This window comes from Lutibacter sp., from assembly GCF_030692605.1.
In the GTDB taxonomy this organism is placed as follows: domain Bacteria; phylum Bacteroidota; class Bacteroidia; order Flavobacteriales; family Flavobacteriaceae; genus Lutibacter.
In genome coordinates, this window is the sequence record NZ_JAUYUD010000081.1 from 1 (window position 1) to 16585 (window position 16585).

The window sequence follows — 16585 nt, forward strand, 5'->3', positions numbered from 1 at the left end:
AAGTATCGTTTGTTGTTGGTTGTAATGTCTGAAATTCATAGTTAAGTATCTGTATATCAATGATTAAATATACAAAAAACTAATAAAACTTCCAAATAAAAGTATAAATAAACCGTCTCTAGTTGTGAGACAGCTTCTTTAAATATAATTTTAAAGTAATTAAATTATTTTACTAATTTAATCTCAACTCTTCTATTTTGAGATCTACCTTTACTTGTTTTGTTTGAAGCAATTGGCATTTCTTCACCAAAACCTTTCGCTGAAATATTACTTTCGTTAACACCTTTAGAAATTAAGTAATCTTTAACCGCATTTGCTCTAGCATCAGATAATTTTAAGTTAAGAGCATTATTACCAACGCTATCTGCATGACCTTCAACCGAATATTTTGTGATTGGATATTTCGCCATAATTGTAGCAGACTCATCTAATACTGGGTATGTTTCAGATTTAAAAGTAGCTAATCCTGTATTAAAATAAACTGTTTTAAATAAACTTTTTAATTTAACAACCTCCTCTGCAGAGATTTCTGGGCAACCTTTGTTTGAAGCTGGACCAACAACATTAATACATTTATCATCTTTGTCTAAAACGCCATCTCCATCTGTATCTGGCCAAGGACAACCTTTATTGTCAGCTGGACCGGCAACTTTAGGACAAGCATCTTTTGAGTCAATTAATCCGTCACCATCTGTATCAGGACAACCTCCATTTGCTTTTGTACCTTTTTCGTTTGGACAAGCATCATCTTTATCAGCAATACCATCACCATCTGCATCAGGACAACCGTTTAAAGCAGCTAAACCAGCAACATTAGGACAATCATCTTTTGAGTCAATAATACCATCATTATCAGAATCTGGACAACCTTTGTGTTCAGCTAATTCAAACACCTCAGGACAAGCATCATCTTTATCAAAAATTCAATCACCATCAGTATCAGTTCCACCAAATTTTATAACAAGACCTAAAGAATGTTGAAAATGTTGAACGATATTACTTTCAAAGGTATGTTTGTATTTAGATTCTAAGTTAAGACCTAAATTGTTATTGAACCAAAAGTTTATACCTAAACCTCCATTAAATGTTCCTGTTCCTAATTCATCCATCCAAGTATAACCACCACCAACAGTAGCATAAGGATCCAACCAAGAAGATTCTCCGAACACATTGTTTAAATCATACTTCACACCACCATCAAAAGCGTAATAAGATAAATCATCAGCAGTGTTATCTCCAATTTTAGAAATTTTATTTAATGATCCAACTGCTTCTAAGCTAAAACCATCTGCTAAATACTTACCTACACTAATTTTACTAATTACAGGTAACATGTTGTAATGATCTCCTGTGTTTACAAATTCATCAAACCAACCACCATGACCGGCAAGTCCAGCGTTAGTAGGGTAAAAGTCAACAGCATTGGTTCCAAAACTTAAAGCCCAAGGATTATTATTGTCCTGAGCGTAAGTATTCCCAAATCCTGCAATAAATAATAAAGCCAATAGGGCTAATTTAAAATTTTTCATTTTTACGGTGTAATTTAAATTAATACTTCTTTTTGTTCTTATTCGCAAATTTAATGATTTAATATCTTAGATTCCAAATAATAAAAGCAAAAGCTACTTCATAAAATTGAAACAGCTTTTGCTTTATTATATATAAACTATTAAACTATTATTTAATTTCTTTAATTTCAACTCTTCTATTGTTAAATCTACCTTTTGCAGTATCATTGGTATCAATAGGAGAGGATTCCCCAAATCCATTGGTTGTAAGTCTATTTGCATTAACACCTTTACCTACCAAATATTTTTTAACAGCTGTGGCTCTAGCATTTGAAAGTGTCAAGTTTGTAGCATCAGAACCTTGGTTGTCTGTATGTCCATCAACTTTAAAATTAAATTTAAGGTTTTCATTTTTATTTAAAATAACTGCCACATTATCTAATATTTTTGCAACATTTGGTCTGATAATATCTTTCCCTGTGTCAAAATTAATTCCTTTAGCAGCAATATCTACCGTGATTTGTTCACCAAAAACATAAGGACAACCTTCATTTTCAGCAGGACCAGGTACAGTTATACATTTATCTAAAATATCAATTACACCATCACCATCATTATCAATATAAGGGCAACCACTATTTGGTTCTGTACCAAATACATCTGGACAAATATCTTCAGCATCTGTAACACCATCACCATCTCTATCAGGGCAACCGTTTAAAGTTATTAAACCTGGTACCTCTGGACATTTATCTTCTGAATCTTGAACTCCGTCTCCATCTGTGTCAGGGCATCCTTTAAATTCTTTTAACCCAAAAACATCTGGGCATTCATCACAACAATCAGCCACACCATCATTATCAGCATCTGTATCAGGACAACCATTAAATTCTGCTAAACCAGCAACGTTTGGACACTCATCATCTTTATCTCTAATTCCATCAGCATCGGAATCATATTTCCCAAATTTCCATACAACTCCTACAGAATGTTGATACATCTGAAAATCAACTGGCGTGTTAACTTTTTTATAACTAGAAGTAACATTAATTCCAACGTGGTTATTAAACCATGCATTAAATCCTAATCCGGCATTTATTCCTAAACCATTTTGAGCACCAAGCCAATTTTCACCAGCTCCAACGAACAAAAATGGATCAAACCATTTTGATTCTCCAAAAGCATTATTTAAATCATATTTTGCATTTAAATCTAATCCGGCGTAGGTAGCAATATTTCCTGACCCCCATGGTTTACCAATTTTATTTACAGAGCCAGCAAGTTCTAAACTAAACCCCGATCCTAAATACCTACCAACAGAAATTCTTGGAAGAAAACTTCCAGAATCACCATCTTTAATATCAATGTAATTTAATCCAAAATTTGTCATCCAAGGATTATCCTTATCCTGAGCATTCGCAGTGTTACAGATTCCCATAAATAACAAAGCCAATACGGCAATTTTTAAGTGTTTCATTTTCAAAAATTTAAATTTAGTGTTCTTTTTTTACAATCGTAAGCTATTTTTAGCTTAAACTTAATAACAAAAATACAAAATAATATTAAAAATAGAGTGTTTTTGCGGTATTTCTAAATAATCTTCAAATTTTTCCCAACTTTTATAAAAGCTAGTATTGCTTTTTCCAACTGTATTTGAGTATGAGCAGCAGATAATTGCACTCTAATTCTTGCTTTACCCTTTGCAACAACTGGAAAAAAGAAACCAATTACATAAATACCTTCTTCCAATAACATATTGGCCATTTCTTGAGCTAATTTGGCATCATAAAGCATAACAGGTACAATTGCTGAGTCCCCTTTTACAATATCGAACCCTGCTTTTATCATTCCATCCTTAAAAAATCTCGTATTCCATTCTAATTTATCCCTTAAAATTGTGTTTGAAGATATTATTTCAAATACTTTTAAGGAAGCTCCTACAATTGCTGGTGCCAATGAATTTGAAAATAAATATGGTCTCGATCGTTGGCGCAAAATTTCAATAATTTCCTTTTTACCAGTAGTATATCCACCCATTGCTCCACCCAATGCTTTACCAAAGGTTCCTGTTATTATATCAACTCTACCCATAACATTCCTTAGTTCCAAGGTACCTCTTCCTGTTTTTCCAATAAAACCAGCAGCATGACATTCATCTACCATAACTAAGGCGTCATATTTGTCCGCCAAATCACAAATTTTATCTAAACTTGCAACCACTCCGTCCATAGAAAAAACACCATCGGTGACAATAATTTTAAAACGATGTCCCTTTTTAGTAGCTTCAATAAGTTGTTCTTCTAACGACTTCATGTCATTATTTTCATACCTATATCTACCTGCTTTACACAAACGAACACCATCTATAATTGAAGCATGATTCAAGGCGTCTGAAATAATTGCATCTTGTTCAGAAAATAAAGGCTCAAAAACGCCACCATTTGCGTCAAAAGCAGCAGCATACAAAATGGTATCTTCTGTTTGATAAAAATCAGCGACTTTTTGCTCCAATTGTTTGTGAATGTCTTGTGTTCCACAAATAAAACGAACTGATGACATTCCATATCCGTGACTATCCAAAGCTTCTTTAGCTGCTTGAATTACTTCTGGATGATTTGATAGACCTAAATAATTATTGGCACAAAAATTAATAACTTTTTCGCCAGTACTTATTGTAATTTCAGCATCTTGAGATGATGTAATTATTCGTTCTCTTTTATATAAACCTGCTTCTTTAATTTCTTGAAGTTCATTAATTAAATGTTGTTGCATTTTACCGTACATATCTGTTTTATTTTTTACAAAGTTAAAGGAATTTATATTTCTTCAATGGTGATTTTAGCTCCAATATAAATCAATATTTTATTTTCAACCGTATAGTTCATTTTTTCTAACGCTTGTGCATATGTTTCTAACTGTTTCCGATGTTCCATTTCTTTTGTTCCTGTTTTATAGTCAATTATTGTTACTTTATTACCCATAAAACATAATCGATCTGGGATTAAAATTGCTCTATTTTCTATAACTATTTCTTGTTCTGTTTTTACTTCGTAATTTTGACTAAAATAAATAGCTATTTTTGGATGATTTATCAATTGCTCCAAATAAGATTCAATTTGATTTTTTTCACTTTCATTTAAAATTCCTTTAAAATAATAACTTGCAACAACCTCACTAATATCACTCTCTGTTTTAATTTTAGCCAATATTTCGTGCCACAAATTTCCGTTATTAATAGCATTGCCCTGCTCTGTACCCCATAATAATGAAGAACTTGTTGCTAAAACTACTTGATGATTCTCTAGGGAATTTGAAATTAATTTTTTATGAGTAATAGTGCCTGTGTCAGGCAGTTTTGGAGTTGATAATCTATTCTTATTTCCAAATGAATAGGTTGTTTTTCCCAATTGCCAACTATTTAAGGATTTTAAATATTGAATAAATAAACCTGATGTTTTTTTTAGTTTATCTTCAATTTCTTTTCCTTTTTTATTGAACTCTGAAACTATGTATAATTGTTCCTTTGCTCTTGTGAGAGCTACATATAAAATATTAAAATTATCCAATTCCAATTCTTCTCGTTGCTTCAAAAACAGTTGCACTCCTTGCTCGCCCAAACTATTGAGTTTGGTACTGTAATTAATAAGTAATTGGTGTTGCTCCTCCATATGATCAAAATTATACCAGACTTTTGGATTTTGCTGATAATAAATATCGATATCGTATGGGAAAATTACAACTGGAAATTCTAACCCCTTAGCTTTATGAATGGTCATTATTCTTACCGAATCTTTTGCTTCTGGAGCAACTATGCTGTATTTTTCATTTTTCAATTCCCAAAACTCCAAAAACCCATTTAAATCTGATCCGTTTTTTTGTTGAAACTCAAAAATTACATCTAAGAAAAATTGTAAATATGCATCTGATGTTTCAGTTAGTTTAAAAGCTTGAATACAATATTCCGCCATTTCGTAAAGTGCCAATTGAGCACATTTAATTTCACTAAAAATAATTTTAAACTGTCTTAAACTATTAAAAAAATTGAAATTATTTAAGTGAACTGTTTCTTCAAAAAACTCATGTTTATCTTTTTGAACTAATAAATAATCGTATAAAAAATAGAGTGCCTTTAGTTTAAAGTCTTTACCTAATGGATTATCTAAAATCTGAAAAATAGTAATAATAAAATTTACTTTTTTATTGTTTTTTATAAGCAACGATTCCGACGATATTACGTCAATTTTATTTAGGGTTAAATAATTTGCAATTTCAACTCCTTGATTGTTTTTTCGAACTAACACGCAAATTTCACTTTTATCAAAAATACCATCAAGATTTTTTATGATTTCGTATACTTTTTTGGGATAAACTAAATCCTTATCTTCCTCTTCATCATCTGTTTTATCTACAAAATCGAACTGCACATATCCGCCACTTTTTTTATTCAATAATTGTTTAGATCCCTCTACATATAAATTTTTATACTCATTATTGGTTAAAAAAGAAGCCGCAAAGGTGAAAAATGAATTATTAAAGTTAATTATTTGGCTATAACTTCTAAAATTGGTGTCTAAATTCTCTACTTTTTTAGCAACTTTAAAAAGGTTATCAATGTCATTTTTAGAAGATAAATTTATAAACTGTTCCGCTTTTCCTCCACGCCATCTGTAAATTGATTGTTTTGCATCTCCAACCAGCATTAATTTACCTGTTTCGCCAAGTTCATTTTCAGATGTAATAGCATTTTCAACAAGTGGAATACTATTTTCCCATTGCAAAACAGAAGTGTCTTGCATTTCATCAATAAAATAATATCTGTATTTCTCACCAATTCTTTCATAAATAAAAGGGGCTGGTTCATCCTTAATTGAATCGCTTATAAGCCGATTGAACTCTGAATGCAACAAAATATTATTTTCTGTTTTAATCTCGGTTAAAGATTGATAAATGCTATTAAGTACCGCTAACTGGGTTAAACTCTCTGCCAAAAGTAAATTTCTAACATAGTTACTATAATTTTCAAGAAACATCTTTTTGGATTGATTGTAGATTATTTCTAAATCTGGCATTAACTGGTCAATTTTTTCTTTAATAATTGATGAGCATTTCCCAGCATAAAAATGTTTTTTTTCTTCAAAATACTTGTTTAATCTTCCTTCAAAATTTACCGTGTCGTGTTTTAATTTAAAAAGTGATAATTTATTAAAATGATTTGGCAATTCACCTGAATAGGCGAAATCAGCTATCTCCAAGTCTGCACGTTTAATTTGTTCAAGTGCTTTATTTCCAATAGTTTCAAATTCTTTAACTATTTTTTTATTGGTTGCTATCAATTCTTTTTTAAGGGAAACAAACCAATTTAACTCGAGGTTTTTTAAAGATTCTAAAGGCGCCGCATTATTTTCATTTAATATTATTTTAACAAAATTTTTGAGCGATTTTGAAATATCCCAATCCTTATCGTCATCAATATTTTGTAGTGAATAATTAACTAGTACTTTTGTCAACTCTCTATCTTCTCCAATTTTAGAAATCATTAATTCTACCGCTTCATTTAATAAACTTACGGCGTCCATTTCAACTTCAAAATTAAGCGGAAGTTTAAGGTCGAACGCAAATGTTTTAACTAATTTGTGAGTAAAACTATCTATTGTTGTAACGCTAAATGCTGAGTAATTTTGCAATATAGCACCTAAAATCTGTTTGGATTTACTAAAAATAAGCTTTTCTGTTACCTGCAATTCTTTACAAATTATTAACAATAAATCGTTTGATTTGTTTGAGGCAAAATCATTTAAATTTTCAATAATTCGTTCCTTCATTTCACCAGCAGCTTTATTAGTAAAAGTAACTGCTAATATTTGCTGAAATTTAAATGGATTATCATCCGACAAAAGAATTTTTAAATACTCTTTAACCAATGTAAATGTTTTTCCACTACCAGCAGAGGCACTATAAACTTGAAAATTTGAAGTAAGCTGCATTACGTATAAATATAATGCAAGATAATGAAATTAGGACAGTTTTAAATTTTATTAGAGCGTTTAATCGCTTTTGAAAAATCTTCTAAATCTAAATCGTTTTCTAAACTTTTAACTGCTTCAGAGACTACATTATCAACATTTTGTAATGAAAAACCAAGTCCTAAACTAATTTTTTTCAAAACATGCAATTCATGACTGGACACTGACCCATCTGCAAAAACCATTTTAATTAAATCATACAAACGCTCAATTCGTTCGTCATAACTATGAGGTGTATCTATCGGATATTCCTCTGGGTTTTCAATAATTTGCTTATATTTTTCGTCAGAAATATGGAATCGTTTTGCCAATCTTTTAAGCAGCTTTTCTTCTTCAATGGTAATTATATTATCTTCTAATGCTAATTTTACAACACTTGCAAAATGAAATAAATTTCTTTTTTGTTCGCCACTTAAATTGTAATCTGAAATACTCATTTTTTATTTTATTTATCGCAAATATAATAAAACCGATATAATAGACAGAATTTTAAATTGAAAAGATTCTCATTTAAATTCAATTAAAAGTCAAGAAAATTCAACAATACTTTTTAGGTGTTTTTATTAAAATGTTACCTTTGGCAAAATTCGCAAAATTTGAGCAAGCAAAAGATTCTGGACCTTTTCGAAAAAATTGTTGAGAACAAACAATTGATTCCGCAATTATCGAAAGAAAAATCCACTTTGAAAATTTCAAATTTGGTTGGTTCTTCGTTATCTTTTATTGTTTCAGAATGTTTTAAAAAAACCAACAAACCATTTCTTTTTATTTTAAATGATAAAGAAGAAGCTGCTTATTATTTAAATGATTTTGAACAACTTTTAAGCGATAAAGATGTACTTTTTTATCCTGGTTCTTACCGCAGACCTTATCAAATTGAAGAAACCGACAACGCTAATATTTTATTAAGATCTGAAGTTTTAAACAGAATTAATTCTCAAAAAAAACCTTCACTTATTGTTACGTATTCGGGTGCATTGTTTGAAAAAGTGGTAACAAAAGCAGAACTAAATAGAAATACATTAAAAATTAATTTAAAAGATCAATTAAGTTTAGATTTTGTTAATGAAGTGCTCTTTGAATATCATTTTAATAGAGTCGATTTTGTAAGCGAACCTGGACAATTTTCTGTGCGGGGTGGAATTATTGATGTGTTCTCTTTTTCCCACAACGAACCCTACAGAATAGAGTTTTTTGGTGATGAAGTAGATAGCATTCGAACTTTTGACGTAGAAACACAATTATCTCTTGAGAAACAAATCAAAATTAGTATTATGCCCAATGTTGAAAATAAAACATTGGTTGAAAAAAGAGAAAGTTTTTTAAATTATATTTCATCTAATACCGTAGTAATTGCAAAAAATCCTGATTTAATTAAAAACGATTTAGACCAGTTATTCGATAAGGCCGAAATTGCATTTCAAAATTTAAAATCGGTATTAAACCATGCTAAGCCAAACGAGCTTTTTTGTAATGGAGATGTTTTAACCAAGCAATTACAAGATTTTTCTTTTGTAGAAATTGTAAATGCACAAAAAGCCGCGCCTATTTTAGCTTCTCATCAAAAAAATCAGATTAATGTAGTTTCGTTCCAAACAAAACCTCAGCCTGCTTTTAACAAACAATTCGATTTATTAATTGCCGATTTCAACGAAAATACTAAAAACGGTTTTACCAATTACTTGTTTTGCGATTCTCAAAAACAAGCGGAACGATTTCATGATATTTTTAATGATGTTAATAAAGAAATTCAATACAAAACCATTGTATCGCCTTTGTATCAAGGATTTATTGATGTAGAACATAAACTTATTTGCTATACCGATCATCAAATTTTTGAGCGCTATCATAAATTCAGATTAAAAGATGGCTATGCTAAAAAGCAAACTATTTCTTTAAAAGAATTAACTAATTTAGAAATTGGCGATTATGTAACTCACATTGACCACGGAATTGGAAAATTTGGTGGATTACAAAAAATTGATGTTGAAGGAAAAAAGCAAGAAGCCATAAAACTTATTTACGGAGATAGAGATATTTTGTATATCAGCATTCACTCACTACATAAAATTTCTAAATACAATGGAAAAGATGGAGCCGCTCCTAAATTATACAAGTTAGGCTCAGGAGCCTGGGCAAAGTTAAAACAAAAAACAAAAGCTCGTATCAAGCACATTGCTTATAATTTAATTGAATTATATGCAAAGCGAAAAATGCAAAAAGGACTTCAATTTTTGCCAGATAGTTACTTACAACATGAACTTGAAGCTAGTTTTATATATGAAGATACACCAGATCAATCTTCAGCCACGCAAGATGTTAAAAACGATATGGAAAGTGAACAACCTATGGACAGATTGGTTTGTGGCGATGTTGGTTTCGGGAAAACAGAAATAGCAATTCGTGCAGCTTTTAAGGCAGTTGATAACGGGAAACAAGTGGCTGTTTTGGTTCCTACTACCATTTTAGCTTTTCAACATTTTAAAACCTTTACTGAACGCTTAAAAGATTTTCCTGTTCACGTCGAATATTTAAATCGTTTTCGATCTGCAAATCAAAGAAAAGAAGTTTTGGAAGGGTTAGCAAACGGACAAGTAGATATTGTTATTGGAACCCATCAGCTCACCAATACATCCATTAAATATAAAAATTTAGGCCTTTTAATTGTAGATGAAGAACAAAAATTTGGAGTTGCTGTAAAGGATAAATTAAAAACACTAAAAGAAAATATAGACACATTAACCTTAACAGCTACCCCTATTCCAAGAACTTTGCAATTCTCATTAATGGCTGCCCGAGACATGTCTGTTATTAACACACCTCCTCCTAATAGAGTTCCTATTGAAAGTGCAGTTGTTAGATTTAATGAAGAAGTAATTAGAGATGCTATTAGGTATGAAATTCAACGAGGCGGACAAGTTTTTTTTATTCATAATAGAATTGAAAATATAAAAGAAATTGCTGGAATGTTACAACGGTTGGTTCCTGATGCTAAAATTGGAATAGGCCACGGACAAATGGATGGTAAAAAATTGGAAGGTCTAATGCTCGCATTTATTAACAACGAATTTGATGTATTAGTTTCTACCACTATTGTTGAAAGCGGTTTAGATGTGCCAAATGCAAACACGATTTTTATAAATAACGCAAATAATTTTGGCTTATCCGATTTACATCAAATGCGCGGTAGAGTTGGTAGATCTAACAAAAAAGCATTTTGCTATTTTATTACACCTCCTTTTCATATGATGACCGATGATGCCCGAAAACGAATAAATGCCATCGAATTATTTACCGAATTAGGAAGTGGAATTCATATTGCAATGAAAGATCTAGAAATTAGAGGCGCTGGAGATTTATTGGGTGGAGAACAAAGTGGTTTTATTAATGACATAGGTTTTGAAACCTATCAGAAAATTTTAAATGAAACCATTGAAGAACTTAAAGAAAGTGAATTTAAAGACTTGTACAAAGAAGATGCCGATACCCCAAAAATATACGTGAAAGAAATTCAAATCGATTCTGATTTTGAAATATTATTCCCAGATAATTATGTAAATGTAATTACAGAACGGTTAAACCTATACAATAGATTAGGAGAGCTCAAAACTGAAATTGAGTTACAACTTTTTGAGTTAGAACTAATAGATAGATTCGGACCCCTGCCAACTCAAGTGGCGGATTTATTAAACAGTGTTCGCATAAAATGGATTGCCAAAAAACTTGGTATCGAAAAGTTAGTTTTAAAAAATCATCGAATGATTGGTTATTTTATTTCCGACCAAAAAAGCACGTTTTTTAATACTTCGCATTTCACAAACGTGTTACACTACGTAAAACAAAATCCTACTAGTTGTGTATTAAAAGAAAAACAAACCAAAAATGGACTAAGGCTGTTATTAACTTTTATTAAAATAACCTCTGTGAATAAAGCATTGGAAACACTTCAAAATATAAATTAATTGAAAAATTTACATTTTAAACACCTTATTGAACTTAATATTGCTGTTCTTCTGGTAAGTAGCTCAGGTGTTTTAGGAAGGTTTATTTCAATGCCGCCTCCAGTAACAATTTGGCTGCGTTGTTTAATCGCAGCAGTAATTTTAGGTGTTTTCTGCTGGTACCGTAACATAAATTTAAAAATTGAAAGCAAAAGAGATGGTACTGCTATAATGTTAAGTGGTCTGTTTTTTGGTGCGCATTGGATTACTTATTTTTATGCGCTTCAACTTTCAAATGTAGCCATTGGAATGCTTTCTTTGTTTACGTACCCAGTAATAACAGCATTATTAGAACCACTTTTTTTTAAAACAGCATTGAATAAAAAACATGTATTTTTAGGTGTTGTTGTTTTAGTTGGCGTTTACTTTTTATCACCTGAATTTAACTTTGAAAATAATACAACGAAAGGGATTCTTTTTGGATTAATATCTGCGGTTTTTTATGTAATAAGAAATATATTGATCAAGAAAAAAGTATCAAATTACCATGGCTCTATGCTCATGTTTTATCAAATGGTAATAATAACGGCCTTTTTATGGCCCGTTTTATTCTATTTTGAAACAAATCCAACATCAAACGATTGGCAAGCTTTACTTGTTTTAGCTTTGGTAACAACTTCAATTGGTCATACATTATTTGTCATGAGTTTTAAAAATTTCTCTGTTGGTACAGCAAGTATTATAAGTAGCGTTCAACCTATTTATGGAATTATTTTTGGGTTCTTATTATTAAATGAAATGCCTTCTGAAAACACATTAATTGGTGGGTTTTTGATTCTATCGACAGTAGTATTTGAAAGTTTTCAATCTAGAAAAATATAATTAAATATATATTTGAAATGTCGTTCCTGCAAGAACAGGAATGAGAATAAATCATTTTTAAAAAAACATCATGGAATTTTTTAGAATTATAGATAAACAAGTATCTGAAAAAATAATTCAGGACAACATAAACCCACAACGTTTAGAAGATTTTACCGAAAGTATGTTTTTACTTGAAGATCTAAATAATAACTTTTTAGGAGGAACTCTTTGGGGTGAATTTAATATTAGTTATGATAAAATTAATGGGGGAGTTCGATTTACATTATTAGATTGTCCGAATGCTTTATCTTGGACAATTACTACAGGATTTCCTCCCGAAAGAAATAAAATTGTTATGCATGCTACTATAAATAGAACTCAAAAAGCTACTGAATTTATTGACGAAATTCAAGAGTTTTTAGATGAATGGGAACAAGGTTTAAGAGCTCAGTTTTAAGACTAAACTGTAAACTCCATTTTAAAATTTTCATCTGCAGTAATAACAATATCAAAATAGTGAAAATTATAACTTTTGATAAAATTGAATAATAATTCATAATTTAGCTACGCAAAACTAACTTCTAAAAAGTATGAAAAATAAATATGTAGATTATATTTCGGATAAACATCTATTAGATTGTATAGAAAATCTCCATATAGCATACTTAAAAGCTAAAAACAATATTACGAAGAAGAAAGTTTAATACAAGCTGAAATTTTAAGACAAATAGACAAATCCATAAATAATTCTATTGGAACTTTTCACGAGCAAATTTTAGGTGGCATTGAAGGTTTTGAAGTTGGAAATTTAAGCGGATTTGATATTAAAGCAAAAGATGATACTTTGTTTGCTGTTTTTAAATTTAATGAAATTTTAAAAAACATTGAAGATTGTATTTTTGAGAAACTAACAAAAGATGCGCAAATTTTTAAAAATGCTAAATTTTATTTTGTTGATTTTACAATTGATGAAAACAAATTTGAAAAATGGATTGTTGACAATGAAGATTCTTCTTTCTCACTAGTTTAATTGCATAAAAAAAGGGGCTCAGAAAATGAACCCCTTTTACCATTTATTAATTTATGTTAATTATGTTGAGAATTAAGATCTAACAAGTTCATGGTAGATTTTAACATGTCTTCAATTTCCAATAAAATATTAAAATACAACGTTGCGTTTTTGGGACTAGATTCTGTAGTTCTAGTTCGCTCTACTTGCATTTGAGCACATTTTGAAACTTCTTGCAATAATAATCGAATATCATGGTTTAAACCTTGAATTTTATAAAAAGACATAGTGTTAAATAAATCCTCCACTTCACTAAAAATAACCTCCAACTTCTTTTGAATATCTATCAGTTCTTTCGCTTGATTTTTCTTTAAACTCGAATGATGATTTTTAATATGTTTATGGCTAATTTTATTTATAAACCCAACACTTTGAGTAATATCCTGTAACTCGCCAATAACATTAATATAGAAAGTACTAGCATTTACAGAAGATTCTTGTAAATTTTTAATGAAATAGAAAATGTTGTTTTGTAAATCTTCAATTTCAACCTCTAACTTGCCAACTGTTTTTTTAGCTTTCTCAAGCGTTTTTATATCCTGGTTTATTAAACCATCAATGGTGTTTTCCTCAATTTTATTTACTCTTTTAAACACTTTTGAAATGTTTTTACCTGTCTCTTCAACAACTCCTTGAAATGAGCTTTCCTGAGTTGAACTTAAACTGTCTTCTTCCGGTATTTGTCTAGATTTTTTAAGGTACAGCATAGAGTTTCTGAAAATTAATATTGCGGCAATTACCAGTAAAACAATAATCATGGTGTTTCCTCCCGAATAAATTAAGTACGCCATTAATGCCGCGGATACAAATGCAATAAATGCAGTAAAAAACCATCCGCCAATTACATTTAAAACCCCAGCAACTCTATATACTGCGCTTTCGCTACCCCAAGCTCTATCCGATAAAGAAGATCCCATAGCAACCATAAAAGTTACATATGTAGTAGATAGTGGTAATTTATAAGATGTGGCAACTGCAATTAAAACACTAGCTACCATTAAATTTACTGATGCTCTTATGTAATCAAATGCAGGTAAATTTTGAGTTTTATCGCTGTTAAATTCAAAAGCTGGTTTTTCAAATTGTTTTTCAATAACATCAAGAACTGGTTTTGGCGTTTTTATTAGAAAATACTTTGAAACTGCTTTGGTTGATTTAACCAGCGATCTCGACAAAAAGTTTGGTTGAAACCTTTCTTTGGACGAGCCTTCTCTTGATAAATTGATTTCAGTTTGAGTAACATATCTTGCTTTTTTAGAAAACCATAGGGTCAAAACCATTACAATACCCGATAAAAATAATAGTATTGTTGGAGTTGGAACTTTATCGGCTAAAAAGCCCATTCCAAACTCAGTGGCAGGAATCCCCGAAACACTCCAAACTTCATAAGATTGATACGCAGCAATTGGCACCCCAATAAAATTAACTAAATCGTTACCCGCAAAAGCCAATGCCAAACCAAAAGTACCTGCTAAAATTATTATTTTATACACATTTACTTTAAAAAATGACATTAAAATATACGAAATGGCAAACCAAAAAGCAAGATTGAGAAGGATTATTAACATTGCAAATTTTTCTAAAAAATGACTTATAGTCATTCCACCTAAAAAATCGTAATTTTCAGCTGCAAAACCTGTGTCTTTAATTCCTTTTAATAGAATAAAATAAATAATTGATGTTAATCCAATACCTCCAAAAAGAGCACCAATCCAAGTTGCTTTCTTTTCAAAATTAAAAGACAATAGCAATCGTGCTACATATTGTACCAGCATACCAACCGTAAATGCAATTACAACAGAAAGTAAAATACCAACAATAATTTCGGTTGCTTTGGAGGTATTTATGTAGTTTACAACATCAGAAAAATGACCATCTACAATAGAAATTTTTATTAAAGCCATTGCAACTGCGGCTCCTAATAATTCAAATACAATAGATACAGTTGTAGAAGTTGGCATTCCTATAGTATTGAAGAAATCCAATAATAGAATATCCGTAATCATAACAGCCATAAAAATAATCATGATGTCGCTAAACATTAGCATTTCTGGGTTAAAAATTCCTTTTCTTGCTACTTCCATCATGCCACTAGAAAAAATTGCTCCTAACGCCACCCCTACACTTGCCACAATTAAAATTGTACGCATAGAAACAGCTTTTGACCCAATGGCTGAATTTAAAAAGTTAACGGCATCATTGCTAACGCCAACTATTAAATCAACAATTGCCAAAACACCTAAGGCAATTATCATATAAAAATAAAGATTATCCATATTTTTGTTTTTGTTTTTTGATTATTAATTATTAATTAAAAAAACCCGCTTACAGCCATTACTGTACGCGGGTTTCTATTTTTATTTATGAAATGAAATATAATAAAAAATTATTATATTTCACATTAATTTTGGATTTAAAATAAAGCAACACAAATAACATATTTTAATGATAGGTAAAGGTTAATACAGCGTTAAGCTATTACCAATATAATACTTTATTTAATAAGCTATTTGTTTTTTTTATGTTTATGTTTTAACACTTTCGCATCAATATAAAAAATAATACTTTCAGAAATATTTTTCAGTAAATCACCAATTTTTTCAAATTTTTTCATCACCACAAGTGCCATTAAATACTGGCGAATTAATTCTGGGTTTTTAAGTGCGTCTTCTGCTACAATTTCAAAAGCATTTGCATTTATTTTATTAATAATTTTATCTTTTTTAAATACTTTTCTGGCAGCATTTAAATTTTCATCCATATATGCAGTTACCACATCTTTAAACATACTATCTAGCGTTTCAAACATTTCTTTAAATTGTAAACTATCCATTACTTGTGGAGTTAACTTTTGATTTAAATCGATGGTATGATTTGCAATATCAAATGCCTGATCTCCAATTCTTTCTAAATTGTAATTAATTTTAAGTACGGCTAGAGCAAATCTTAAATCAGTTGCCACAGGATTGTATAAAGCTATAAAATGATCTGTATCTCGCTCAATTTTTAAATCGAGGGCGTTCATCCGATTTTCCTTTAAAATAATATCTTCTGCTAAATCTGTATCAAAAGCAGTAAAGGTTTCATAAGCGTTTTCAACTTGCTTTTGACACAACAACAACATTTCTTCACAAATTTGACTCAATCCATTTCTTTGTTCTTCAATATTTATCATAATTT

The 16585-nt window shown here is 30.2% G+C and carries 10 protein-coding genes and 1 pseudogene; 4 read left to right on the forward strand and 7 right to left on the reverse strand.

Annotated features, from left to right (window positions below; translation table 11 throughout):
* Positions 1 to 164 precede the first annotated feature (164 nt).
* The 5 genes and pseudogenes from Q8S45_RS07370 to Q8S45_RS07390 all read right to left on the reverse strand — a co-directional run bounded on the left by Q8S45_RS07370 (position 165) and on the right by Q8S45_RS07390 (position 7968).
* Positions 165 to 1529, reverse strand: a pseudogene (locus Q8S45_RS07370) (OmpA family protein).
* 148 nt (positions 1530 to 1677) lie between these two features.
* Positions 1678 to 2985 carry an OmpA family protein gene (locus Q8S45_RS07375; RefSeq protein ID WP_305603038.1) on the reverse strand — a complete coding sequence of 436 codons (1308 nt, stop codon included), beginning with the start codon at positions 2983 to 2985 and terminating at the stop codon, positions 1678 to 1680.
* A gap of 113 nt (positions 2986 to 3098) precedes the next feature.
* Positions 3099 to 4292 (reverse strand): glycine C-acetyltransferase, encoded by a 1194-nt coding sequence (kbl, locus tag Q8S45_RS07380; RefSeq protein WP_305603040.1) that lies wholly within the window; start codon positions 4290 to 4292, stop codon positions 3099 to 3101.
* Positions 4293 to 4324: 32 nt separating this feature from the next.
* The gene (locus tag Q8S45_RS07385) at positions 4325 to 7492 is read right to left on the reverse strand and encodes an exodeoxyribonuclease V subunit beta (protein ID WP_305603043.1); all 3168 of its coding nucleotides are present in this window, start codon (positions 7490 to 7492) and stop codon (positions 4325 to 4327) included.
* A gap of 41 nt (positions 7493 to 7533) precedes the next feature.
* Positions 7534 to 7968: a TerB family tellurite resistance protein gene (locus Q8S45_RS07390; protein WP_305603045.1), complete on the reverse strand. Its 435-nt coding sequence runs from the start codon at positions 7966 to 7968 to the stop codon at positions 7534 to 7536.
* A 159-nt stretch (positions 7969 to 8127) separates the two neighbouring features.
* Between Q8S45_RS07390 and mfd the strand changes: the two genes are divergently transcribed.
* The 4 genes from mfd (at position 8128) to Q8S45_RS07410 (ending at position 13366) form a co-directional block, all read left to right on the forward strand.
* Positions 8128 to 11493 (forward strand): transcription-repair coupling factor, encoded by a 3366-nt coding sequence (mfd, locus tag Q8S45_RS07395; RefSeq protein WP_305603047.1) that lies wholly within the window; start codon positions 8128 to 8130, stop codon positions 11491 to 11493.
* Positions 11494 to 12354, forward strand: coding sequence for a DMT family transporter (locus tag Q8S45_RS07400; protein WP_305603049.1), 861 nt, complete (start codon positions 11494 to 11496; stop codon positions 12352 to 12354). It begins immediately after the preceding gene.
* A gap of 70 nt (positions 12355 to 12424) precedes the next feature.
* Complete coding sequence (locus Q8S45_RS07405; RefSeq protein ID WP_305603052.1) at positions 12425 to 12793, forward strand: hypothetical protein; 369 nt, start codon at positions 12425 to 12427, stop codon at positions 12791 to 12793.
* Between the two features lie 282 nt (positions 12794 to 13075).
* Entirely contained in the window at positions 13076 to 13366 is a 291-nt protein-coding gene (locus Q8S45_RS07410; protein WP_305603151.1) for an Eco47II family restriction endonuclease, read from the forward strand.
* Between the two features lie 56 nt (positions 13367 to 13422).
* Here the strand turns inward: Q8S45_RS07410 and Q8S45_RS07415 are convergent, their stop codons facing one another.
* Together Q8S45_RS07415 and phoU are read right to left on the reverse strand one after the other, a co-directional pair.
* Positions 13423 to 15681: an inorganic phosphate transporter gene (locus Q8S45_RS07415; protein ID WP_305603055.1), complete on the reverse strand. Its 2259-nt coding sequence runs from the start codon at positions 15679 to 15681 to the stop codon at positions 13423 to 13425.
* A gap of 230 nt (positions 15682 to 15911) precedes the next feature.
* Positions 15912 to 16580, reverse strand: coding sequence for a phosphate signaling complex protein PhoU (gene phoU / locus Q8S45_RS07420; RefSeq protein ID WP_305603058.1), 669 nt, complete (start codon positions 16578 to 16580; stop codon positions 15912 to 15914).
* Between the last annotated feature and the right edge of the window lie 5 nt (positions 16581 to 16585).

Bases quoted from the DNA above. Each gene is read 5' to 3' on its own strand.
- kbl (WP_305603040.1), bottom strand. From the start codon at position 4,292: ATGTACGGTAAAATGCAACAACATTTAATTAATGAACTTCAAGAAATT.
- phoU (WP_305603058.1), bottom strand. From the start codon at position 16,580: ATGATAAATATTGAAGAACAAAGAAATGGATTGAGTCAAATTTGTGAA.
- Q8S45_RS07415 (WP_305603055.1), bottom strand. From the start codon at position 15,681: ATGGATAATCTTTATTTTTATATGATAATTGCCTTAGGTGTTTTGGCA.
- Q8S45_RS07375 (WP_305603038.1), bottom strand. From the start codon at position 2,985: ATGAAACACTTAAAAATTGCCGTATTGGCTTTGTTATTTATGGGAATC.
- Q8S45_RS07385 (WP_305603043.1), bottom strand. From the start codon at position 7,492: ATGCAGCTTACTTCAAATTTTCAAGTTTATAGTGCCTCTGCTGGTAGT.
- Q8S45_RS07405 (WP_305603052.1), top strand. From the start codon at position 12,425: ATGGAATTTTTTAGAATTATAGATAAACAAGTATCTGAAAAAATAATT.
- Q8S45_RS07390 (WP_305603045.1), bottom strand. From the start codon at position 7,968: ATGAGTATTTCAGATTACAATTTAAGTGGCGAACAAAAAAGAAATTTA.